Origin of the sequence: Thermogemmatispora onikobensis, from assembly GCF_001748285.1 — a bacterium.
In the GTDB taxonomy this organism is placed as follows: domain Bacteria; phylum Chloroflexota; class Ktedonobacteria; order Ktedonobacterales; family Ktedonobacteraceae; genus Thermogemmatispora; species Thermogemmatispora onikobensis.
Genome location: NZ_BDGT01000016.1, coordinates 38,480 through 60,261, shown reverse-complemented (window position 1 = coordinate 60,261; position 21,782 = coordinate 38,480). Strand labels below are relative to the sequence as shown.

The following is a 21,782-nucleotide window of genomic DNA, read 5'->3' as shown; positions in this document are numbered from 1 at the left end:
ATTCAGAAAACTACTACACGCAAAGCTGCATGGAAGCAGCAATACCCTGGTACAGTGAGGAGAGGAGGAGGATTTGATGAACCAGGCTCGCTTCTCTCGTCAGCAGCATCCACTGCTTGAGCTGCTGACCTTCCTGGCCCTTGCCACCACACTCTTGCCCGCTCCCTTTATGAGCGCCCGACTCCAGCCCGAGCGGTCCGCAACTCAGATGGGAAGGGACTCTCGCCAAACCCAGACGATAATCCCCCGCAGTAGCGGCCATACCGCTGTGTTGACCTACAAAAACGATAATTGGCGCAGCGGCCAGAATACCACGGAGACCCTCCTGACCCCAGGCAATGTCAATGCCCAGAGCTTCGGCAAACGGGTAGCCTACCCCGTCGACGGTCAGATCTATGCCCAGCCACTCTATGTGCCCAATGTGAACGTCAATGGCACCCCCCACAATGTGGTCTTTGTCGCCACCGAGCACGATAGCATCTACGCCTTTGATGCCGATGCCCAGAGCAGCAACGGCGCCCCTCCTCCGCTCTGGCACGTCAACTATCTGCCTTCCGGCGAGACGACCGTCTCCTGGGAGGATGTGGCTTGCGGCGATACGGTGCCGGAGGTCGGGATCACCGGCACGCCAGTGATCGATCTGGCCTCTCGCACGATGTTCTTCGTGACCTTCTCGCAAAATAGCAGCGGGCAGTTCTTCGACCGGCTTCACGCCATTGACATCAGCACAGGGCGCGAGCGCCCCGGCAGCCCGGTGGTGGTCCGGGCCAGCCTCCCTGGCCAGGGGGCCGGGAGCCAGAACGGCAGCGTGAGCTTCGACCCCCGCTACGAGCGCCAGCGCGCCGCCCTGCTACTGGCTAACGGCCAGATTTACATCGCCTGGGGATCGTTCTGCGACAATATGCCGTACCACGGCTGGATCATCAGCTATACCTACGACGGCAACGGCTTCCGCCAAACCCACGTCTTCAACGTGACCCCCGACGGGGCCGGTGCCGGCGTCTGGCATGGAGGCGGCGGCCTGGCCTCCGATAGCGAGGGCAATATCTACTTTATCAGCGGTAACGGCGACTTCGAACCGTCCGCCCCTCGTCCATCATTGGGTGATAGCTTTGTCAAACTCAGTCCCGATCTGCGCCTGCTGGACTTCTTCGCGCCCTTCAATGAGGAGTGCCTGGGTGAGGCCGACGCCGACCTCGGCTCGGGCGGGCCGCTGCTGCTCCCCTCCTATCCAGAGCTGATCGGAGGCGGCAAGGAGGGCCGCATCTATGTGCTGGATACCAATAAGCTGGGCCAGTTTACGACGATCACCCAACCCTGCACCGAAACGAATCGGAGCCGCACCGACGTGGACCAGGTCCTTCAGGAGACCCCTCCCAGCACTGTCGGCGGCATGTATGGCACACCCGCTTATTGGCGCAGCGCGAGCGCGGAGTATGTCTACATTTCCAGCGTCGGACACCCTACTCTGGCCTACCGCCTGCAGCGCAACGCTAAAGGACAGGTCTTGCTTCCGCCAACACCAAGCTCCCAGACGCCCGAGAGAAGCTTCCTCTTCTCCGGCGGCAATCCCTCGCTCTCCAGCAATGGGACAAGCAACGGCATCCTCTGGCTGATCGATCCAGGCGGCGCCCTGCGCGCCTACGATGCGACCAATCTGGGCCATGAACTGTACAGCAGCGCCCAGGACCCGGACTACGATACGCTCGATAGCTATGTGAAGTTCAGTACGCCAACTATCGCCGATGGCCGGGTCTTCGTGCCAACTAAGACGACGCTGACCGTCTACGGCCTGCTCAATAAGAGCAGTGCCCCTCCCCCGCCAGCGACGTACAACAATGTCGGCATCAGCGACGACTTTACACAGAATGTGCAGGCAGCGAACTACGACGGTCTGGGCTATAGCTACTCTGCAACAGCCCTGGCACAAGCTGGCATTACTCCAGGGGCGAGTGTGCTCTGTAATGGTCTGGCTTTCATCTGGCCGGACCTGCCCGCCGGAGTCAAGGACAATTACCAGGCCAATGGCCAGACGATCCCACTGAACAGCGGCCCAGGCGTGACGCTGGTGGCCTTCCTCGGCTCGGCTACCCAGGGATCAACCAGCGGCACCGCACGCATTACCTATAGCGACGGCTCGACCCAGCCGTTTACGCTCGGCCTGACCGATTGGACCAGCAGCTCCCCTGCCTTTAATAATAAGACAGTGGCGACGATGAGCTATCGCAATGGACCCGGCGGTCAGCAGCCGGTGACGGTCTACCTGTTTTACACAGATGTGGCGGTCGATGCGACCAAAACAATTAAGAGCGTGACCCTGCCACCAGCACCTGCCGGCCCCAGTCGCCTGCACATCTTCTCCATTGCTACCAGGGGCCTCTACGGGAGCTACAACAACATTGGGGTGAGCGACGACCACCTGCCCGCTCAGGCCAATTTCGACAATGCTGGCCATAGTTATTCGCTGCAAGCCCTGCAGCAGGCAGGGATCAATCCCGGCGATAATGCCTTCTACCGCGGCGTGTCTGGCGTGGTCTTTCAGTGGCCTGACGCCGCCGCCGGCCAGCTCAATAACTATATCGCCGCCGGGCAAACGCTGCCAGTAGCTCCTCAGAAGAAGGCCAGTCTGCTGGCCTTTCTGGGCGCGGCCTCTGGCGGCCCCTCGTACGGTACCGCCTACATCAACTATAGCGATGGCAGCCGTCAGCCGTTTACACTGGGCTTCAGCGACTGGACTCTGAATGAGGGCAAAGCGAACGGGCCGTCCTTCAGCAACGGCATCTTTGTGACGCTGCCCTACCGTAACCAGCCAACGGGGCAGGAGTTTGTGAAGACCTACATTTTCTACGCCGAGGTGGCCCTGCAGAGCGGCAAGACGGTTAAAAGCGTGACGCTGCCCGCTACGGTCAATCAGGGCCTGCTGCATGTCTTTGCTGTGGCCACAAAGGCAGCAGAGGATACCCCCTACAACAACGCCGGCACAAGCGATGATAGCAATCCCCAGGCCGCTAACTTTGACGGTACAGGGTCCAGCTACTCGGCCCAGGCCCTGGCCGCCGTCGGCGTCTTTCCCTGGCAACCACTCACCTATAATGGCGTGACCTTTAGCTGGCCAAATGCGGCTTCAGGAGCCAACAATAACTACCTGGCCAGCGGCCAGACGATCCCGCTGAACGGGAGCGCGAGCGCACATAAGACCGCTTTGGCCCTGCTGGGAGCCGCCGATCATAGCGACGCCTCGGGCGCCCACGGCCAGCTGCTGGTCCGCTATAGCGATGGCTCGCTTCAGCCGCTGCCGCTCTGCCTGAGCGACTGGACCCTCGGGGGCGGCTCCTTCGCTCCGAGCTGCGGCAATAGTATTGCCATCGTCACCGCTTATTATAATCGCCCTGGCGGCCCACAGCTCCAGCGAGCCTACGTCTTCTATGCCGAGCTGCCCCTCGACCCGGAGAAGACGGTCAAGAGCATTACGCTACCCACCACGGTCTTGGGTGGCCACTTACACATCTTCGCTATCGCTCTCAAGTAGCTTGCGCCAATAGAGCAGGGGAGCAGTCCACGGCACGGCTCAATGGCCGGGCGGGCCTGCTCCTCTGGATTGCGAACCTTACCGGCTCCGTCCGCCTCTCAGGGTTCGGAGGTGTACCCTTCCTGGCGCAGACGCTGGAGCCGCGCACGGACTGTTTCCAGGCTGAGGCCAGCCTGCTCCAGGACGTTGACCGCCAGGGTCCCCTGCTGACGCAGCAGAGCCAGGAGGAGATGCTCACTACCAACAAAACCACGCTGCTCATGACTCGCTTCTTCGACGGCCAGCTCGATAGCTTCCTTGGCCTCCTGGGTCAGGCCAAACTGGTCCGTAGCACTATCAGGGTGAGCTGCCAGCCGGTCAGCAATCGCCCGTTCCGTCGCTGCTCGAAGCAGAAGCGGGTCGATCTCTACTCGATTGAGCAGTCTGGAAGCAGTCGTTGCCTTGCCGTTCGCTATCCCCAGCAGCAAGTGCTCTGGAGCAATATACGTCTGCTGATACCTTTCCGCCGACTGTTGCGCTTCGACAAAGATTAGCTTGGCACTATCTGTAAAGTAGTGGAAGCGGTTCTTAGTCATGTGTTCCCTGCCTTTGCTGCCAAGCAGCAGGAGGTCACCCCTCGGAGGTCCTTGCTCCTGCCCTCGGCCTGAATAAACTGCTCACCGCTTTTGCCGTCGCTGGCTTAGCCTGCCCCGGCGCCAGAACCGACCTCTATTCGCTCGCTCTTCCTCTCTTCCATCTCAATTGACTGCGCCAGGTGGAATACCAACTGTATCAGTATAGCATATCGCAATAAGAATCGCACTGCTCTTCGGGCCGAAAAAGAGGGACTCAAAGCGACTCGGTGTTTGTGTTATAATCAAACCCAGGCTGTTTTTTCTCTCACTTACTACTCTGCGGGATCGCAAGAAAGGGGTGGTAGGGGCTATGAAGCCACTTGTCGCCATCGTAGGCCGACCGAACGTCGGCAAGTCCACGTTTTTTAATCGCATGATCGGTGAGCGGCGCGCTATTGTTGAGGATCTGCCCGGAACAACGCGCGACCGCCTTTATGGAGATACTGACTGGAATGGACGGGAGTTCACGCTGATTGATACCGGTGGCCTGGCCCTCGGTGAAGAGACCCCTCCGGGCCAGGTTGGTTTGAGCGGGGTCAGCGGCGATCTGATGGAGCATGTACGCTCCCAGGTGCGTCTGGCTATCGAGGAGGCCGACGTTATTGTCTTTATGGTCGATGTGCGCACAGGCATCACCCCCGCCGATGAGGAGGTGGCCGCCCTGCTGCGCCGCACCAATAAGCCGGTCATTCTGGCCGCCAATAAGGCTGATAACGATACCCACCGCCAGTACGCTCCCGAGTTCTATGCCCTGGGCCTGGGCGAACCAATTGACATCTCGGCCCTGCACGGCCTGGGAACAGGCGATTTGCTAGACAAGATCGTCGAGTCTTTGCCGCCGGAAACGCCCGAGGAGCACGCCGAAGAGGACGAGACGGAACAGGTGCGCATCGCCATCGTCGGGCGCCCGAACGTTGGCAAGTCGTCCCTACTTAATCGCATCTTGGGCTACGAGCGCGCTATTGTGAGCGATGTGCCCGGCACCACCCGCGATATGATCGATACCGGGCTGCTCTTTGAGGACCGTAAGCTCGTGCTCATCGATACCGCAGGCATCCGGCGACGCGGACGCATTGTACCAGGCATCGAGAAATACAGTGTGATACGCTCGATGCGTGCCATTGATCGCTGCGATGTGGCCCTCCTGCTGATCGATGCCGTCGAGGGACTGGCGGCTCAAGATACCCATATCGCGGGCTATGTGCACGAGCAGGCCAAAGGGATCATCGTCGTAGTAAATAAGTGGGATATCGTCCAGGAGCAGCGCCGGGCCGCTCGCCGGGGCGAGCCCATCAGCCTGACGCGGGAAATCGCCGAGGCCGAAGAGTACCGCAAGATGTTGAGCGCGGGCCTCAAGTTCATTCCCTATGCCCCGGTGGTCTTCGCGTCGGCCAGAACCGGCTACCACGTTCAGTCGTTGCTGCGCAAGGCCATTGAGATTGCTGACAGGCGCTTCGTGCGCATTCCTACGGCGCGTCTGAACGAAGTCGTGCAGGAGGCGATTCGTCGCCATCATCCGGTCGCGGTCCACGGGCACCAACTCAAGATCTTTTACGCCACGCAGGCTCAGGTTAACCCGCCGACCTTTGTCTTCTTCGTGAACAACCCGGATTACCTCCATTTCAGCTACGAGCGTTACCTGGAAAATCGTCTCCGCGAGGCGTTCGACTTCGCTGGAACAGGAATCCGCATCATTTTCCGCGCGCGGTCGAAGGTAGAGTTGCCGCGCCTGGGCTAGGCCAGGCCAGTGAGCCTGGCCAGCCTGCTTTCTTGCCCGCTTCAGCCGAGCCACCTGGGCCTGGGTGGTTCCCTCCCATAGCTCGTTAGCCGAGCCGTCCGCATCGCACCAATGGCTGAGTCTCCTTGCATGGGGGGCATTGCGTGTATCTGTGGGTGGAGAGGGCAGCGTCTGAATGGAAGACCTTGCCCTGACAACGGTTGTCTTTCTTGCTTGTTGACCTTTGTAAACAAAGGAGGTTGCGATCGATGCAAGGGACGAATCTGCAAGGCATGCGTGTGGCTATTCTGGCGACGGATTACTTTGAACAGGTTGAGCTGAGTGAGCCAAAGAAGGCCCTGGAGGAAGCGGGAGCACGCACAGCTATCGTGGCACCCAAGGCGGGCCAGATCCAGGGTGTCAATCACGTCGAGAAGGGCGACAGTTTTCCAGTCGACCTGACACTGCAGCAAGCCAACCCAGACGAGTTCGATGCCGTCCTGCTGCCAGGCGGGGCCTTGAACGCCGATGCCTTGCGTGTCCAGCGGGAGGCCCAGGAATTCGTACGGCGCATTGACGCCGCCGGCAAGCCTATCGCGGTTATCTGTCATGGCCCCTGGCTGCTGGTCTCGGCAGGACTGGTGCGCGGACGCACCTTAACGAGCTACCATACGATCCAGGATGACATCCGCAATGCTGGCGGCAACTGGGTTGACCAGGAAGTCGTGCGTGACCGCAATTGGGTGAGTAGCCGCAGTCCGCGCGATCTCCCCGCCTTCAAGCGGGCCATGATCGAGCTTTTCGCCCAGAGCCGGGTGAGCGCCCGCGGCTAAGTCGGTCCCTCCAGTCACTCAGTGACGGCCAGGAAGCCGCTTCCCGGGGCGAGGCCCAAGCGCAAGGGAGGCGCCTGAAGAGCAACGCGCTCTCAGGGCGCCTTTTTTGTTTCGGTGCCCCCCAGCCGGACACGCGCACGGTGAAGGGTGCACGACAGGAGCAGGCGTTTGGTGCCCGCCGCCACTCGCATTTGACAGCCCTTGATATTCAGGCTATTGTAAGGTATGGGTCAACGATTGCAAGCCCGCTATCAGGCAGCACCCTCATAATCTAGCCTGGCATCATCTTGCACGCAAAACGAACAGGGCACCGATGAGCAGTGAAACGCTACCGGTTAACGAGAGCTCCGCGACGGCCAGCGAGCTGGCCCTGGCACGGCGCAGACGAAAGCGCAGCATTGCAATTTTTGTGGTGGTGAGTCTGTTGAATGTGGCGCTTCTGGCCGTGCTCTGGTCGCAGTTGCTGACTCCCGCCCCAGGACAGAAGACGAGCGGTGGCTCGGCTCCGGCGGGCTTCAGTGGCCCAATGGTGGGGAAGATGGCCCCAGGTTTCCGCCTGCCCCTGCTGGCCCCAGGCACCAGCTCCAACGGCTCGGTCGCTCTCGCCGATTTTAAAGGACAGGCGATCGTGCTCAACGTCTGGCAGTCCTCCTGTGAGCCGTGTCAGCGCGAGGCCCCAGTCCTCCAGACAACCTGGCAGCGCATCCAGGGGCAGGGCATCGTCTTTCTGGGCCTCGATTTCCAGGACAATCGCACCGATGCGCTGAGCTTCTTGCAGGCACACGGGATTACTTATACAAATGTGAGCGATAGCAGTGGCGCAACGGCCATCAGTTACGGGGTGGCCAATCTGCCAACGACGATCTTTATCGACCGCACAGGCAAGATTGTGGGCTGGCACGAGGGCGAGCTGACGCTGCAGCTGCTGGAGCAGGGCCTGAGACTGCTGAGCCACTAAGCCACTAAGGACCTAAGAGACGCCTGGCACTCGTCTGTGTGAGGGTCCAGACGCCAGGCGAGGGATAGAAAAACCCTCTGCTCCGGCAGATAGGGAAGAAAACCAGGAAGGTGAAGGTGACCTACGAGGATAAAAGAGGCTGGCTATGGACTGGCTGCTGGCGCTGCTGCCGCAGGGGCTGCTGCTGATTATGCGGGTGATCCATACGTTGGCCGCTGCTACCTGGGTCGGTGGCAGCGCCATGTATCTGCTGGTGGTCCAGCCGGCCTTGCGCCTTGCTCCCGCCCCTGAGCTGGCCGCGAAAATCGCGGCGCGCTTCAGGCGCCTGGTCAATGGCTGCATCGGCCTGCTCCTGGTGAGCGGAGCCTTTTTAACGGTGGACCGCCTGACGGAGACGAGCCTCGGTCTGCCTTATCTGCTGACGCTGAGCTTGAAAATTGCGCTGGCGCTGGCTTTGTTCGCGCTGGCCTTTTATCTGGGACAAAGTTCGATTCGCCGGCTGGCTCGTCGCTCATCACGCTTTGCTCAGGTCGCTCCTCGCTTGATGTTGGCCCTGGGCCTGGTGGTCTTCGCCCTCGGCGCCCTGCTCAATATTCTGTTCGAGGCGAGCCTCACCAGTCGTTAGAGGACTGGCTGCCCGCTCCGCTCCTCTCGCGATGCCCCGGTTGTCGCACCCCGACAGCCAGAGGAGAGGGCACGCTCAGTGAGCGCATAAGCGGCGAGGGCAAGCGTATGACAGGAAGTACGAACGAGAGAGACGGGCGGGCCGGTTTGCCCGTGGGTCAGGCTCGCCTTCCAGTTGGATGGAGGTTCCTTTCGTGCAGTCGGCTGTCGTTTCTACTCAGACTGAGAAGGATACCGTCCAGGCTTCAGTGCGCCGGCGCCGGCGCTTTCCGGCTGGCCTACTGGTCGCTGGCCTGGCAATCGCTGCGGCTGTCATCTATTTGATTGTGGCAAATACGCGCACCAGCGCTGTCTACTATATGACAATCGCCGAGTTGAAACACTGTACAACCTGCAGTAGCCAGGCGGTACGAGTAGCGGGCGTGGTACAGCCCGGCTCGATCGAACGCCACGATCAGACGCTGAGCTTTGTGATTACGGACAATCAGCAGTCATTGCCAGTGGTCTATAGCGGCGTGGTCCCTGATATTTTCCGGGCGGGCATCCAGGTGGTGGTCGAGGGCTACTATCACGGCCAGGGCACTTTCGAGGCCCAGACACTCTTAGCGAAGTGCCCGTCGAAGTTCCAGGCCGCAACGCCAACGCCCGGCAACAGTTGAGGCCGGCTGGCTCTCGCGGCGGCATGGCTATACGTGATCCTTTGGCTGATCTCTGCTTTCTCTGCCTACCACAATGGCAGCTTGCTTGAGAGACGGCCCGCCTGTGGGAGTGTTTCCGAGGGAGAAGAGAGCTGTGTACGTTTCTGATCTGGGCGCGAGCGCTATTCTGTTAGCGCTGCTTTTCGCGATCTATACGCCGGTGGCGGCGGTGATCGGGGCTTTACGGCAGAGCGAGGTGCTGGTGGCAAGCGCGCGACGAGCAACGCTCGCGGTTGCGGCTTTCCTGCTACTGGCCTCTGGAGCGTTGATAGCCTCGTTCCTGCTGCACGATTTCGGTGTGAGCTATGTGGCACAGCATTCTAGCCTGAGCATGCCCTGGTACTATGTGACAGCGGCTTTTTACGGCGGTCAGGAGGGCTCGCTGCTCTACTGGGCATTGACGCTGGCGCTGTTCTCGGCCCTCTTCGTGCTGACCTCGCGCCGCGCGCCCGCGGCCCTCGTCCCCTACGTCCTGGCGACGCTGATGGCCATCGAGACCTTTTTCCTGGTGGTGCTGGCGACGGTCTCCAGCCCTTTTGTCCGCCTTGCCCATCCTCCCGCCGATGGCGTGGGCCTGAATCCGCTGCTCATGGACCCGGGCATGCTGCTGCATCCACCGCTGCTGCTGATGGGGTATATGAGCTTTTCGCTACCCTTCGCTTTTGCGGTGGCGGCTATGATGACGGGCCGGCTCGATAGCGAATGGTTGCGAGCGCTTCGACGCTGGATGCTGGCAGCCTGGACAATCCAGAGCGCCGGCCTGCTGATGGGCGCCTGGTGGGCCTATCATGTGCTCGGCTGGGGCGGCTATTGGGGCTGGGACCCAGTGGAGAATGCGGCCCTCTTGCCCTGGCTGACGGCGACGGCTTTCTTGCACTCGACAATGGTGCAGGAGCGCCGCGGTATGCTGAAGGTCTGGAATCTGGCCCTGGTGATCGCTTCTTTCGCCCTGTCGATCTTTGGCACCTTCGAGGTGCGCAGCGGTATTATTAGCTCGGTCCACTCTTTCGCCTATTCGACTATTGGCTCCTATTTCCTGGCTTTTCTGGCGCTGGTGATCACCTTCAGCCTGGGCCTCTTCTTGTTCCGCCTGCCCCGCCTGCGCGCTGAGCAGGAGTTTGACTCGGTAGTCTCCCGCGAGGGGATCTTTCTGGTGAATAATTTGCTGCTGGTCGGTATCGCCTTCGCAACCCTCTGGGGGACGCTCTTCCCCCTGATTTCGGCAGCTGTGCGCCATGAGGAGATGAGTGTTGGGGCGCCTTTCTATAACCAGGTGACCGGCCCGCTCTTCTTGCTGCTCCTGCTGGCGATGGGGATCAGCCCACTGCTGGCCTGGCGCCGCACATCGTTCCAGGCGCTGCGTCGCAATCTGGGCCCTCCTGCCTTGCTGGCTGCTCTCTGTGCCGCTATTCTGCCCCTCCTTGGAGTACCGTCGCTGTGGGCAAATGTGGCTTTTGCAGTCTGTAGCTTCACTGGCTGCGCGATTTTGTACGAGCTATGGCGTGGGGTGCGGGTCCGCCACCGGCACGGCGAGTCCTATCTGCGCGCGCTATTGATGCTCTTTGCCCGCTATCGCCGCCGCTATGGGGGCTACCTGGTCCATCTCGGCCTGCTGATTGTGGCTGTCGGAGTCATTGGCTCCCACTTTTTCCAGCAGCAGAGCGACGCCACGCTGAAGCCAGGTCAGCAGGTGAGCATCGCTGGCTACCAGCTGGTCTATCTGGGCAATATTGAGAATTTCTATCCCGAGAAGGACGTGGTGGTGGCTCAGTTTCAGATCTGGCAGCATGGCCAGCTCCTCCGCTACATCTACCCTGGGCGCCAGATCTACCATAACTTTAGCGATCAGCCGGCCAGCATGATCTCGATTACGACCTACGGGCTGACAGATCTTTATGTCTTCCTGGAGGACTGGCAGGGAGCGGCGCAGGCGACCGTTCACATCTATGTGAATCCGCTGACGGTCCTGGTCTGGTTGGGCGGCCTGGTCTTGATCCTGGGTGGCGTGGTCTGCTGGTGGCCGGAGCCGCCCATGCGCTCGCCCTCGGGCCGCCTGGCGCATTCGCTCACCCTCACCGAGGGAGCGACCTCTCCGGGCCGGTCGCTCATTCAGGCTTCGACAGGCTCCGCAGCAGCAGGAGCCGACGACCAGGGCCAGGAGCGAGCGGTCGCTGCCTCGGCTCAGGACCGTGAGCGCGCTGCAACCATGCTCACGCCAGGCTCAGCAGACTTGCAGTTGGCGGCGAAGTCAGAGGAGGAGGTGAGCCAATGAGACGCCTGCCGCTACGCGCGCTGGCGCCAGCGCTGGGGCTGCTGCTCGTGGTGACCATCGCCTTTGTCTGGTGGTCTGTCTACCTCTCTCATCCACGGGCAACCACCCTGGATCAACGGGTGGCTGAGGTGGCTTCTCAGCTGCGCTGCCCCGTCTGCCAGGGCGAATCGGTTCAGGATTCACCTTCAGAGCTGGCGCAGCAGATGCGCGCGGTCATCCGCCAACAACTTCAAGAGGGCCGCTCAGAGCAGCAGGTGATCCAGTATTTTGTGGATCGCTATGGGGAGACAATCCTCTGGAATCCGCCTCGCCAGGGCTTCAGTCTCCTTGTCTGGCTGATTCCACCAGCCATGCTTCTGGGCGGCGCCGTATTGATCTTCTTGGTCCTGCGCGAGTGGCGTCAGCGGCGGGCGGCTGCTTCTCCCCCAGCTTCGGCTCCGGCGGAGAGCGCGCCCTCCGAAGCGGTGCCTGACGAGGAGCTGGAACGCTATCGCGCGGAGCTGGAGGCTGAGCTGGCCGCCGATGATCCGCTCTTCCTGCCGTCGCCTGCACAGAGGGGGTTCTGATGGTTTTTCCTGGTTCGCCGCTGGCTCTGCTCTTAGCTGTCCCGCTCGGACTGCTGGCCCTGGCCCTGGTGCTCTACCCGCTGGTACGCCCAACGAGCCACCAGGTAGACGCTTCTCTGGAGGGAGGGGGAAACTTGACCGCCGTCCCATCACCCGCTGTGGCTCCTTCTGAAGAGGAGACGGCAGCCCGTGCTGCCCTCCATGAGGTTGAGCTGGAATATCAACTTGGCAATTTGACGGAAGCTGACTATCGCTCCTTGCGCGAGCGCTATCTGCGGCGCGCACTGCTCGCTATCAAGGAGCGCCATACGCGCGAAAAGGAACTGGATGCCCTGATCGAAGAGCGATTGCGTCTGTTGAGGGAGGAAGATGTCGGAAGAAGCAACGGTATCTAGCAGCAGTGGCCCTGCTCCTGGTCGCCTTATCTTGACCACGCTGGCCTTCCTGTTCTCGTTCCTTTCACTGGCCTGGCTCCTGCTACCAGCAGCTCCAACCCGGGCAGCGAGCAGCGCCGGCACGGGCACGATCCGCGGTCATCTGGTCAACGGGACGCATAACAAGGCACCGGTAGCGGGACAAAGCGTGACACTGCAAATGGCCCAGGATGGTTCGGCTCGCGACCTGACCACCCTCAAGACCGACAGCCAGGGGGCCTTTCTCTTCACCGGCCTGGCCACTTCCAGCACGCTCAAGTACGCGGTCTACACCCGCTACCAGGGGGCTCAATATGTCTCTGATCTGGTCGATCTTAGTAAGCAGGCAGTACAGCAGATTGAGCTAACAGTCTACGATGCCACCAGTAACAGCGCGAATCTGGCCGTGGTCCAGGCCACGATTCTGGTTCATGAGCCGGATGCCAGCAAGGGGACGTTCACGGTTTCGGAAATCTACTTTTTCCAGAATGTAGGGCAGACGACCTATGTGGGATCGCTGAATGCCAGCCAGGGGCGCCCCAATGCCCTGCTCTTCTCGTTGCCCCAGGGCGCGCGCAACGTGACCCTGGCCCAGGGCTTCAACGGCGTCGAGGCTGTACAGGTTGCAGGTGGTTTCGCCAGCGATGCGGCGGTACCGCCGGGCGAGACGCAATTTTCTTTCTCATTCGAGGTGCCTTATCAGAGCAGCAGCTACGATTTTGCCTATACCTTCTTCTACCCAACGGTTCAGCTCTCGGTTTTGACGCCTCCCGCCCTGCAGGCGAGCTCGGGCGCCTTGCCTTCCAAGGGCCTGATGACAGCCAATAGCCACCCCTACCTGCTGCTGCAGAACCAGAATTTCCGCAGCGGCGACCAGGTTCATATCAAGATGCAGGGCCTGCCGCTGGGCAGCGGCCAGAGCCAAAACAGTGGGTTGCTCCTGGTTCCAACCTGGGTCTGGCTGATTGGCGGCGTGCTAGTGATGCTGGTGATCATCGTCCTGTCCTCGCTGTTCTACAACCTCTTCCAGCGCAGGCGCGAGGCCAGGCGTCAGGGTCGCCAACATGCCCAGAAGCGCTCTTCCAGCACGCGCCCAGAGGCAGCGGCACCCCACGCTCGCAGCAAGAATGAGGCCGAGAGCAGCGAGCAGGAGCGCCTCCTGCACCAGTTGCTGGAGCTGGATAAGGCTTTCGAGGCGGGACAGCTTAAGAAGGCGGAGTACACCGAAGAGCGAGCCAGGATCAAAGAGCGCCTGCGCGTGCTGATGAGCCTTGAGCAGGAGAAGGAGCGCCGCAGCGGAGCGAAGGAGCGCCAGGCCGTCGAGAGTTCGCGCTCATCCTCCCACGCTAAACGTCGTCCAGAGAAAAGCTGAGGCGCAGAAATCACGCGCGGCTGTTCCATCGCAGTCTGGCTGGACCAACCGCCCTGTGTCATGATGGCAGCCAGGCTGATGGAGCCGAACGGCCTGGCTGATGGAGAGAGCAGGGCACCAGCCAGATAGGCTTACTAGGATACGATCAGAAGAGAAGCGGAGCAGGATGACATACACTGGCAGCGACGAGCGAGTAAGGAAGCGAGCGTCTGATCAGGGCAGTGGAGAGCAGTCCCTTCTGGCCCAGGAATCCAGGAGAGAGGAGGCAGGCCGGCCTTTGGTGGAGATTCAGGGGCTGAGCAAGAGTTTTGCCTTTCGCCCGGTGCTGCGCGGGATCGATCTGAGTCTGTGGGCCGGCGAGCGGCTCGCTTTGCTGGGCGCCAACGGGGCAGGCAAGACAACGCTGCTGCGTATCCTGGCGTGCCTGACGCGCCCTACAGCAGGTCAAGCCCTGGTGGCTGGCCTGGACTGTGTACACGATGCCCAGGCGGTGCGGCGGCTGGTTGGCCTGGTGGCCCATCAGCCCTATCTTTATGAGGAGCTGACCGCTCTGGAAAATCTGCTCTTCTTCGCGCGGATGTATGGGGTAGCCAGAGGACGCGAGCGAGCGCTCTCACTTCTGGAACGGGTCGGCCTGGCCCGGCGCGCGCACGATCGCGTTGGCTCCCTCTCACGCGGCCAGCTGCAACGCCTGGCCCTGGCCCGCGCTCTGCTACACAGGCCGCGCCTGCTCCTGCTGGATGAGGCCGAAACAGGACTGGACGAGGCCGGCACGGCCCTCCTGTCTGCATTGCTGGCTGAGCATATGGCCGATGGTGGTACGCTGATCCTGACGACCCACCGACCTGAGTTTGCTCTGCAGGAGGCGGACCACCTGGTCATGCTCAAAGGGGGACGGATCGTCTACCAGGAGGCCGCGGCTGGCCTGGAGCTGGCTCAGGTGCGCCGGGCCTATCAGGAGGTGGTTGGTTGATGAGCAGGCTGAGTGCGCTACGCCTCTTTTGCAGCCAGGTGTTGGCCATTCTCGGCAAAGATATCCGTTACGAGTTGCGCAGTAAGCAAACCTGGCTGGGGATGGGGCTCTTCGCCCTGCTGGTCTTTGTGATCTTTAATTTCGCCTTTGATCTGCGCGTTGAGAATCGAGCTGCTGTCGCCCCCGGCGCTCTCTGGGTGGCCTTTGTCTTCGCCAGCCTGCTCGGCCTGGGGCGTACAATTGCTGCCGAGCGCGAGGGCGGCTCTCTGGATCGTCTGCTGCTCTGTCCGGTGGACCGCCGTGCTATCTACCTGGCGAAGTTGCTCGGCAACCTGCTCTTCATTGGTATTGTCGAGCTGGTTGCTCTGCCCATCTTCGCCGCGCTCTTCTCAGTCCCGCTCTTCAGCGGCGAGCTGCTCCCGATCGTCCTGCTCGGTACGCTCGGTGTGGCCACCATCGGCACCCTCTTTTCGGCCATGACCGCCGCCACGCGCGCTCGCGAGCTACTGCTGCCGCTGCTAGTCTTTCCGTTGATTGTGCCAGTTGTGATCGCCGCGGTGCGGGCCACGGGAGCGCTGATGATCGCAGCTCCGAACGAGCCTCCCTGGCTGGGACTGCTGGCCGCTTTCGATGTGATTTTTCTCAGCCTGGCATTCTTGACTTTCTCCTATGTCATTGAGGAGTAACTGAAGCGTGAGCGAGCTGTTGTTGATGAGGGATGGCGGGCCAGGAACCCGCCAGGAGGAACGGAACCTATGGCTGTGATCAATAAGACGGGCACGGCCCGCCAGGAGGCCACCGCTCCGGTGAGAAGGCCGCCCCTGCCCATTGCCTCGTTACTGCTGGGCGCTCTGGCATTCGTGGGCATAATGGTCTCCATCTGGGCGATCTTTCTCTATGCCCCTACCGACGCAATCGAGGGCCTCTCACAGCGCATCTTCTACTTTCATGTGCCAGTAGCCTGGCTGGCTATGCTCTCTTTCGTGATTGTGGCTCTCGGAGGGGCCGTCTATCTGTGGCGCGAAGACGAGCGCTGGGACTGGTTGGCTCTGGCTGCGGCAGAGGCCGGTGCAGTCTTTACAACCCTGACGCTGGTCACTGGCTCACTCTGGGGCCGCGCGACCTGGGGCACCTGGTGGACCTGGGACGCTCGCTTGACGACAAGCCTCATTCTCTGGTTCCTCTATGTCGCTTATCTGATGCTGCGTAGCTACCTCGGCAAAACGTCTACGAGTGCACGCGCCGGCGCGGTGCTGGCGATCCTGGGTGTGATCGATGTCCCTATCATCTATGAATCGGTGAACTGGTGGCGGACCCTCCACCCCGCAGCGGAGATCGGCACCCCCGGCGCCCTGCCACCTTCGGTCGTGCTGGTCCTGATGCTCGCCCTGGTCAGCTTCACGCTCTTTTACTGCGTGCTGCTCATCCAACTCTATCAGCTGGTACGCCTCCAGCACCTGTCGTGGCGATTGCGCGCCCGCCTGCAGGCCGTTGATTAAGGGAGACGGGCAGAGCACTGGTGCTCCTGGCTCATCAGTTACGACTACGACTCGCAGTCTCTCCCTCTCTCTCCGCCTATTTGTCTGTCTGGCCGCCTGGCACGGAGCCAGGGTCGAGGAAGAGGAGGTTCTGACAAGATGGTCTATATGGTCATTGCCTATGCCCTGGTATGGGCCGGGCTGTTCGCTTATCTGGCTTTCGTTGCGCTGCGCATTCGTGCGGTGCGTACCGAGTTGGCCGCGGTTGAGGAGCTGGTGCGTGAGCACGAAGCGCAACACGAGTAGCTGCCACCGCGGTAGCTCTGGAAGAGAGGCTTGACCCACCCTCGTTCAAGAGTCGGGTCCCTCTTTCCTATTCCTTGTGATATGATCTTTGACATAGATTGTTCAGGAGTAACAACGTAATGGCAGCAACGGAGAGAAACCTCGAAGAGCCTGGCCAGCAGTCGCCGGGGTCGTCTCCTGCTCCCCTGAAGACGACGCCTGGCTATGTGGCCAACCTGGTGGTTGGGGATGTGCTTGTTTTCCTACTGTTTGCCTTCTTTGGCCTGACGAGCCATCATGAGCTGAATGGCGGGGCGCTCCTTTCTCAGATCGTGACGGTGGCCCTGCCTTTCATGCTGGGCTGGTTTCTGGTCGCCCCCTGGCTGGGCGTCTACCGTCGCAAGTTGGAGACAAGCGCGCGCCTCATGACGTTCTACACGCTACGCGCCTGGATTATCTCCTGGCCAGTGGCCATGGCCATGCGCTGGCTTTTCGTCGAGCGCATGCATCCTGTACCACTTGACGCTTTTCTGACGTTCTCGCTGGTAGTCTTCTTCACTGTCCTGGTGCTCCTGATGGTCTGGCGCTGGCCATTCGCCTGGTATCGGAGCGGGCGGGTCCGCGGTCTTCACTAGCTTCCATCCAGCAGGGGCAGAGCCGACTGGACAGTGTGAAAGCCTGGGCTTGTCAACAGCTCTCGCCTATTCGCCTGTTCCTCTCTGCCCTGTCTGGCAGAATGGCTGTCTCTGTCTTGTCTGGTTCTCCCCCAGATTTACCAGCGCGGTAGCCTCCAGAAGAGGTCTCTTGCAATCTCGGAGACGATGCGCTATCCTCTCCGAAAGGAGGGTGGGGCACTCACTCACTTATACACTCACTCGTACTCATCGACTATTCGTCAGCTCATAACCACAAGCAGATCCTGGCTCGACTCAGGCAGGGCCGGCCAGTCTCCGGCCCGCGAAGCGACCCCCTCCCCTTCACCAGCCGCCGCAGGAGCGCCGCGGGCGCAGCAAGCAAGCAAGCAAACAAGCAAGCAAAGTGAGATAGGGAGGTAGCGGCGAGGCAGGCAGCTTGATTGATCGTGTGTCCGGTGGACAGAGGGCTGGATGGATGAGTTGACTCCAGAAAGAGCGGCGGATTGTCCGACCGGCGCCAGCACAGCCAGGCCACGCCAGGCCAGACCTGGCTGAGGGCGCAGGGGCGTTCGCTTCTTTGCCTGTTTTCATCCAGCGGCAGTTAGCAGTCTCAGAGAAGAGAGGACAAGAGGAGAGAAGAGCGCCATGACGCAGGTGCCATCTGACCACGATGAGGCAGGGCCACAAGAGGCTCTGGTCGATCTGACAAAGAAGCTGCGTAAACGCGAGCGTCGCCTGCTTCAACGCCTGCAGAAGGCCCAGACCGCCCGCGCGAAAGCGGTCGAGCGTTTGAATCGGGCCCAGGCCCGCTTAGAAAAGCGGACTGCTCGTCTGCAACGCCTCGAAGAACGGCTTGTGCTCGTACGCCAGCAGCTGCAGACCCTGGAAGCGCTGAGTGAGCGCGAGCCAGGTTCGGCCTCCCAACCCCAGGCTGCCCAGGCTGAGACGGCCACCACCAGCACCGCGGGGGCAGAGAGCTCCACAGGACAGGATATGAAGCCAGCCGCGGCAACGGGAGCCTCAGCAGAGGCCGGGGAGATAGCCAGTGGAAGTGCGGTGCTCAGCGAGTTGCAGGCTTTGACGCATCTGCTCCTCGAGGAGGGGCGTCGCGAGGAACAGCTCCGGGCAGGCTGGGGTCGGTCTGGCCCCTCCTCGTCTGCGCCGGCAGATGCGGCAAAGGATGCTGGCGAGAGGACCATCGACCAGACTCCAGCTGCGTCTGAACCGGAAATCAGCGCCTGGCTCACCTTTGATCAGGATCAGGATACGGAGCCTGGAGCGCGCAGTGAACCGGACTGGGTGAGTCAGTTGGCCGCAGGCGAGAGCAACGTCAGCCCGACGTCGCAGGAGTCGCTGAGCGAGCTTCCTGCAGCCCATGTCGCCGGGGAGGATGCCCGTTCGCAGCGCCCCGTAGCGGAGCAGACCAGCCTGCAGCAATCTTCAGCAATGGAGGCTCGCCAGGCTTCGTCAGCGTCAGCACCACCTGCGGCTGAGCGCCCCCACCAGGCAGCGTTGTACGGCTTTGACGAGCCTCCCGACTTACCCGAGGCCGAGGGCGACGATGGCGAGGCAGATTTCTCCCCCATGACGCCAGCCGTGCTCGCCTCTTCATTGCTGCCCGCCTCACCTGCTGAACTGGTGCGCGAGGCGCGGGCGGCTGCAGAGGCCGCCGAGGAGGCCGCCCGGTTGGCGATTGAGCGAGCTGCCCTGGCAGCGGCTCGCCTTGAGCTGTTGCCGTCAGGTCGCCATCTCGTCCAGGAACTGGCCGAGGTTGAGCAAGCGGTGGCCCAGGCCAGCCATGCTGCTGAGGTGGCCCAGACAACGGCGCGCGAGGTTGAGCACTGGGCCCAGGCGATCGCCCCCGCAGCGGACCAGGCATCGGCCCCTGCCCAGAGCGGGGCATTCAACCGACCAGCAGAGGCAGTGAGTCAGCACGAGCTACAGGGCGAGCTTGCCCTTGACAGCACCAGCGAGACAGACGCGCCCGCTGGCACCGCAGAGGAGGATTTTCCTGCTCCACCCACGACGGTTGAGTCCCGTTCGGAGACAGCGGCATCGGCAGCCAGCCCCCCCTCAGAGGAGACGCAGGCAGATCCTGAGTCGGCACTCCCCCAGGAGAAAGAGCTACTTGCGCCAACAGAGACAGCCTCGCCCGCGATCTTGCTCCAGACCGAGGCAATAGAGACCTCCCAACCCGTGGAGGTCGAGGCGATGCCGCCCACTCAGGCAAGCGAAGCGCCCCCGAGCACAGAAGAGTCGGCCCCCAGCGAGGTTGAGCCGACAACCTCCTCGGAGACTACGGCACCCAACGAGGTAGCGCTGACCACCCCAGACGCTCCGCCAATCTCCGCCGCTGCGGAAGAGCAAGCAGAGGAGAAGGCAGCAGATCAGGACGCTTCAGCAGCGAACCTGGCTCTTGAGGAAGCAGCGGAGACAGCGGAAGCAACAACAGCTGCCCATCAAGAAATGGCGGAGCAAGCAGAGAGCGCCATCCCGGAGGCTACGGAGGAGGATACCACGCAGCAAGCCAGCGAGCAGGAGGAGCCAGGGGACGCAACATCTGTCACCCAGTCAGCCTCGGGTGGGATCGAGGGGGAGCAGACTGAGGCTCGCTGAGTTCACTTCACTGGCGGGTTGACGACGCTGCCTGGACCGTCTCCCCTCCCAGGAGAGAACACAAGAGAGCAGGCAGAGAAAGGCTGTTATGGAAGAGGAAGAGAGGCTGCAAAGAGACAGATCTATAGCATTGGAGAGAGAGATGTGGAGTTCGCAAGTGGTCACTGAGGCAGGCAGCGACCCTGGCGAGGACGAGGTGGCACGTCGCTGGTGGGCCCTCCAGCCCGGGGCGCTGCTCCCTTTGAGTCAGGGTGGTTCTCTGCTCTTGCTCTTCCCAGGGCGCCCCGGTGGCCGCTGCGGGCCGGATGTGCGCGACGCCGTCCTCCACGATGGAAGACGGGAGCTTGTCGGCGATGTTGAGCTGCACGTGCGCGCCAGCGACTGGCAGGGGCATGGTCATCATCGTGACGCCCGCTACAACGACGTGATTCTCCATGTCGTGCTGATTTGCGATCAAACCACACCTCCGCGCCGTCAGGATGGCAGCCTCGTTCCGGTCTGCTCTCTCTACGACGCAGTGATCACGCCTGTCGATCTGCCACTGCACCCTCTGGCCGCCGATGGCTCTTCAGCACGCTGGCCCTGCCAACGCCTCTGGCCGCAGATGACAGCGTCTGAACGTGCACACCTGCTGACCGTAGCCGGGACCCTGCGCTTTGAAGAGAAGGCCGCCAGCTTCGTTGCAGCCCTGCATCAGGCAGAAGCCCATCCCCCTTTCTCTGCCTACGACGTTTGCCTGATCACAGCGCTGGCCGAGGGTCTGGGCTACGGGCGCGATCGTCGCTTTTTCCGCGCCTGCGGTCAGCTCCTGCTTGGGTTCACAACCACTCTGCCTGAACCAGAGGGGCGAGCGTCGAAGCCGCCCCCGCTGGATGCGGCGCGGCTTCGGGCTTTGGGCCTACTGGTAGCCCGCTGGTCAAAGTCTACAAGGGGCGCCTGGGCCACGCTACAGCCCGCCCTGCACAACGCGAGACCCCAACGAGCGATCGCCGAGCTGCGGGCCTCCCTGGCGCCCCTCAGCAGGGCGCGCAGCGATATTCTCATCTGCAACGTTGTCCTGCCCTTTGCCTGCGCCGTCGCCCTGATCGAGGGAAACGAGGTTCTTGCTCACCAGGCCCGGCGTCTCTATCACTCGTATCCAGCCCTGCCCTCCAACCAGGTCACACGAGCCATGTCTCGGCAGCTCCTACTCCCCACCGAGCCGCGGCTCGCCTGTCAGCAACAGGGCCTACACCATATCTATCAAGAAACCTGCCGCGCCAAGCGTTGCGGCATCTGTATGGCAGGCAAGCAGTCGCTATGAGCGCATCAACAGACAAAGAGCGGCTCGCTCGCTTTCTGGCACACGCCGGTGTTGCTTCGCGCCGCCATGCTGAGGCACTCATCTTCAGCGGGCGGGTACAGGTCAATGGGGAGACCGTGACCACGCCAGCGACACGTATAGATCCCGAGCGAGATAGGATCACCGTCGACGGTCGGCCCATCCAGGCGCCGGCGCGCCATCTCTATCTCATGCTCCATAAGCCAGCGGGCTACGTCAGCACCGTCAGTGACCCCCACGGACGGCCCACAGTGCTCGACCTCCTGCCCGAGGAGCTGCGCCGTCTGCGCCTCTATCCCGTGGGGCGGCTCGACCTGGAGACCACAGGTCTGCTGCTGCTGACGAACGATGGCCAGTTTGCTCTGCATATGATGCATCCCCGCTTTTCACCAGAGAAACGCTATCACGCACTTGTACGAGGACATCCCTCGCCCAACACGCTGCAACAGCTACGGCAGGGAGTAGTGATCGAGGAAGATGATGGCCACCTCTATCGCACCGCCCCTGTTGGCGTACGGCAGCTACGCAGAACCGCCGCCGGCACGTGGCTAGAGCTACGCCTGCATGAGGGACGAAAACGCCAGATCCGGCGCATGCTGGCCAGCCTTGGCCACCCTGTCCTGGAGCTGCAACGGGTCGCCATTGGCCCCTTGACCCTGGGTGACTTACCGCCCGGCGCCTGGCGCCCGCTGACCGAAGCCGAAATTGCCGCCCTTCGCGCCCAGACCAGCCGCCCGGCTGCTTCCGGCGGCGCCTCGCCCGCGACCAGACTTCCAAAAGGCCCCTCCTAGCCAGAGCAGCGCATCCTGTACCGCCGACGGCTACGGTTACCCACTGTGCACAAGAGAGGCTTCCTCTTAAGATAGGAAGACATAGCT

The 21,782-nt window shown here is 61.8% G+C and carries 19 protein-coding genes; 18 read left to right on the top strand and 1 reads right to left on the bottom strand.

Annotation, left to right across the window (positions count from 1 at the left end; genetic code table 11):
* The first annotated feature begins 76 nt into the window (after window positions 1-76).
* The gene (locus tag BGC09_RS09210) at window positions 77-3,529 is read left to right on the top strand and encodes a beta-sandwich domain-containing protein (protein WP_069803590.1); all 3,453 of its coding nucleotides are present in this window, start codon (window positions 77-79) and stop codon (window positions 3,527-3,529) included.
* Window positions 3,530-3,627: 98 nt separating this feature from the next.
* Here BGC09_RS09210 and BGC09_RS09205 read toward each other — a convergent pair whose 3' ends face one another.
* A complete protein-coding gene (locus BGC09_RS09205; protein WP_069803589.1) occupies window positions 3,628-4,104 on the bottom strand; it encodes a Clp protease N-terminal domain-containing protein in 477 nt (158 codons plus the stop codon).
* Window positions 4,105-4,453: 349 nt separating this feature from the next.
* Between BGC09_RS09205 and der the strand changes: the two genes are divergently transcribed.
* The 17 genes from der to BGC09_RS09125 all read left to right on the top strand — a co-directional run bounded on the left by der (window position 4,454) and on the right by BGC09_RS09125 (window position 21,695).
* Window positions 4,454-5,881 carry a ribosome biogenesis GTPase Der gene (der, locus tag BGC09_RS09200; RefSeq protein ID WP_069803588.1) on the top strand — a complete coding sequence of 476 codons (1,428 nt, stop codon included), beginning with the start codon at window positions 4,454-4,456 and terminating at the stop codon, window positions 5,879-5,881.
* A gap of 248 nt (window positions 5,882-6,129) precedes the next feature.
* Window positions 6,130-6,693 carry a type 1 glutamine amidotransferase domain-containing protein gene (locus tag BGC09_RS09195; RefSeq protein ID WP_069803587.1) on the top strand — a complete coding sequence of 188 codons (564 nt, stop codon included), beginning with the start codon at window positions 6,130-6,132 and terminating at the stop codon, window positions 6,691-6,693.
* Between the two features lie 313 nt (window positions 6,694-7,006).
* A complete protein-coding gene (locus BGC09_RS09190) occupies window positions 7,007-7,651 on the top strand; it encodes a TlpA family protein disulfide reductase (RefSeq protein WP_069803586.1) in 645 nt (214 codons plus the stop codon).
* Between the two features lie 145 nt (window positions 7,652-7,796).
* Complete coding sequence (locus BGC09_RS09185) at window positions 7,797-8,276, top strand: CopD family protein (protein ID WP_069803585.1); 480 nt, start codon at window positions 7,797-7,799, stop codon at window positions 8,274-8,276.
* A gap of 193 nt (window positions 8,277-8,469) precedes the next feature.
* Window positions 8,470-8,934 (top strand): cytochrome c maturation protein CcmE, encoded by a 465-nt coding sequence (locus BGC09_RS09180; protein ID WP_176728884.1) that lies wholly within the window; start codon window positions 8,470-8,472, stop codon window positions 8,932-8,934.
* Window positions 8,935-9,067: 133 nt separating this feature from the next.
* Entirely contained in the window at window positions 9,068-11,245 is a 2,178-nt protein-coding gene (locus BGC09_RS09175) for a heme lyase CcmF/NrfE family subunit (protein WP_069803584.1), read from the top strand.
* The gene (locus BGC09_RS09170) at window positions 11,242-11,811 is read left to right on the top strand and encodes a cytochrome c-type biogenesis protein (RefSeq protein ID WP_069803583.1); all 570 of its coding nucleotides are present in this window, start codon (window positions 11,242-11,244) and stop codon (window positions 11,809-11,811) included. Before BGC09_RS09175 ends, BGC09_RS09170 begins: the two co-directional genes overlap by 4 nt.
* On the top strand, window positions 11,811-12,206 hold the full coding sequence (locus BGC09_RS09165; protein WP_069803582.1) for a hypothetical protein: 396 nt from the start codon (window positions 11,811-11,813) through the stop codon (window positions 12,204-12,206). The genes BGC09_RS09170 and BGC09_RS09165 overlap by 1 nt, the downstream gene beginning before the upstream one ends.
* A complete protein-coding gene (locus BGC09_RS09160; protein WP_069803581.1) occupies window positions 12,181-13,596 on the top strand; it encodes a carboxypeptidase-like regulatory domain-containing protein in 1,416 nt (471 codons plus the stop codon). The genes BGC09_RS09165 and BGC09_RS09160 overlap by 26 nt, the downstream gene beginning before the upstream one ends.
* Window positions 13,597-13,876: 280 nt before the next feature.
* Complete coding sequence (gene ccmA / locus BGC09_RS09155; protein WP_245688579.1) at window positions 13,877-14,569, top strand: heme ABC exporter ATP-binding protein CcmA; 693 nt, start codon at window positions 13,877-13,879, stop codon at window positions 14,567-14,569.
* The gene (locus BGC09_RS09150; RefSeq protein WP_069803579.1) at window positions 14,569-15,255 is read left to right on the top strand and encodes a heme exporter protein CcmB; all 687 of its coding nucleotides are present in this window, start codon (window positions 14,569-14,571) and stop codon (window positions 15,253-15,255) included. Before ccmA ends, BGC09_RS09150 begins: the two co-directional genes overlap by 1 nt.
* A gap of 69 nt (window positions 15,256-15,324) precedes the next feature.
* Window positions 15,325-16,068: a cytochrome c biogenesis protein CcsA gene (gene ccsA / locus BGC09_RS09145; protein WP_084658262.1), complete on the top strand. Its 744-nt coding sequence runs from the start codon at window positions 15,325-15,327 to the stop codon at window positions 16,066-16,068.
* Between the two features lie 138 nt (window positions 16,069-16,206).
* Window positions 16,207-16,353 carry a CcmD family protein gene (locus BGC09_RS22530; RefSeq protein WP_141727706.1) on the top strand — a complete coding sequence of 49 codons (147 nt, stop codon included), beginning with the start codon at window positions 16,207-16,209 and terminating at the stop codon, window positions 16,351-16,353.
* 119 nt (window positions 16,354-16,472) lie between these two features.
* The gene (locus BGC09_RS09140; RefSeq protein WP_084658260.1) at window positions 16,473-16,967 is read left to right on the top strand and encodes a DUF3054 domain-containing protein; all 495 of its coding nucleotides are present in this window, start codon (window positions 16,473-16,475) and stop codon (window positions 16,965-16,967) included.
* Window positions 16,968-17,612: 645 nt separating this feature from the next.
* Window positions 17,613-19,583 (top strand): hypothetical protein, encoded by a 1,971-nt coding sequence (locus tag BGC09_RS09135; RefSeq protein ID WP_069803578.1) that lies wholly within the window; start codon window positions 17,613-17,615, stop codon window positions 19,581-19,583.
* Window positions 19,584-19,740: 157 nt separating this feature from the next.
* Entirely contained in the window at window positions 19,741-20,886 is a 1,146-nt protein-coding gene (locus tag BGC09_RS09130; protein WP_176728883.1) for a DUF2851 family protein, read from the top strand.
* On the top strand, window positions 20,883-21,695 hold the full coding sequence (locus tag BGC09_RS09125; RefSeq protein ID WP_069803576.1) for a pseudouridine synthase: 813 nt from the start codon (window positions 20,883-20,885) through the stop codon (window positions 21,693-21,695). Before BGC09_RS09130 ends, BGC09_RS09125 begins: the two co-directional genes overlap by 4 nt.
* Window positions 21,696-21,782 lie beyond the last annotated feature (87 nt).

Bases quoted from the DNA above. Each gene is read 5' to 3' on its own strand.
- BGC09_RS09205 (WP_069803589.1), bottom strand. From the start codon at position 4,104: ATGACTAAGAACCGCTTCCACTACTTTACAGATAGTGCCAAGCTAATC.
- BGC09_RS09160 (WP_069803581.1), top strand. From the start codon at position 12,181: ATGTCGGAAGAAGCAACGGTATCTAGCAGCAGTGGCCCTGCTCCTGGT.
- BGC09_RS09195 (WP_069803587.1), top strand. From the start codon at position 6,130: ATGCAAGGGACGAATCTGCAAGGCATGCGTGTGGCTATTCTGGCGACG.
- BGC09_RS09135 (WP_069803578.1), top strand. From the start codon at position 17,613: ATGACGCAGGTGCCATCTGACCACGATGAGGCAGGGCCACAAGAGGCT.
- BGC09_RS09140 (WP_084658260.1), top strand. From the start codon at position 16,473: ATGGCAGCAACGGAGAGAAACCTCGAAGAGCCTGGCCAGCAGTCGCCG.
- BGC09_RS09210 (WP_069803590.1), top strand. From the start codon at position 77: ATGAACCAGGCTCGCTTCTCTCGTCAGCAGCATCCACTGCTTGAGCTG.
- BGC09_RS09185 (WP_069803585.1), top strand. From the start codon at position 7,797: ATGGACTGGCTGCTGGCGCTGCTGCCGCAGGGGCTGCTGCTGATTATG.
- ccsA (WP_084658262.1), top strand. From the start codon at position 15,325: ATGGCTGTGATCAATAAGACGGGCACGGCCCGCCAGGAGGCCACCGCT.
- BGC09_RS09150 (WP_069803579.1), top strand. From the start codon at position 14,569: ATGAGCAGGCTGAGTGCGCTACGCCTCTTTTGCAGCCAGGTGTTGGCC.
- der (WP_069803588.1), top strand. From the start codon at position 4,454: ATGAAGCCACTTGTCGCCATCGTAGGCCGACCGAACGTCGGCAAGTCC.
- BGC09_RS09165 (WP_069803582.1), top strand. From the start codon at position 11,811: ATGGTTTTTCCTGGTTCGCCGCTGGCTCTGCTCTTAGCTGTCCCGCTC.
- BGC09_RS22530 (WP_141727706.1), top strand. From the start codon at position 16,207: ATGGTCTATATGGTCATTGCCTATGCCCTGGTATGGGCCGGGCTGTTC.
- BGC09_RS09170 (WP_069803583.1), top strand. From the start codon at position 11,242: ATGAGACGCCTGCCGCTACGCGCGCTGGCGCCAGCGCTGGGGCTGCTG.
- BGC09_RS09125 (WP_069803576.1), top strand. From the start codon at position 20,883: ATGAGCGCATCAACAGACAAAGAGCGGCTCGCTCGCTTTCTGGCACAC.
- BGC09_RS09190 (WP_069803586.1), top strand. From the start codon at position 7,007: ATGAGCAGTGAAACGCTACCGGTTAACGAGAGCTCCGCGACGGCCAGC.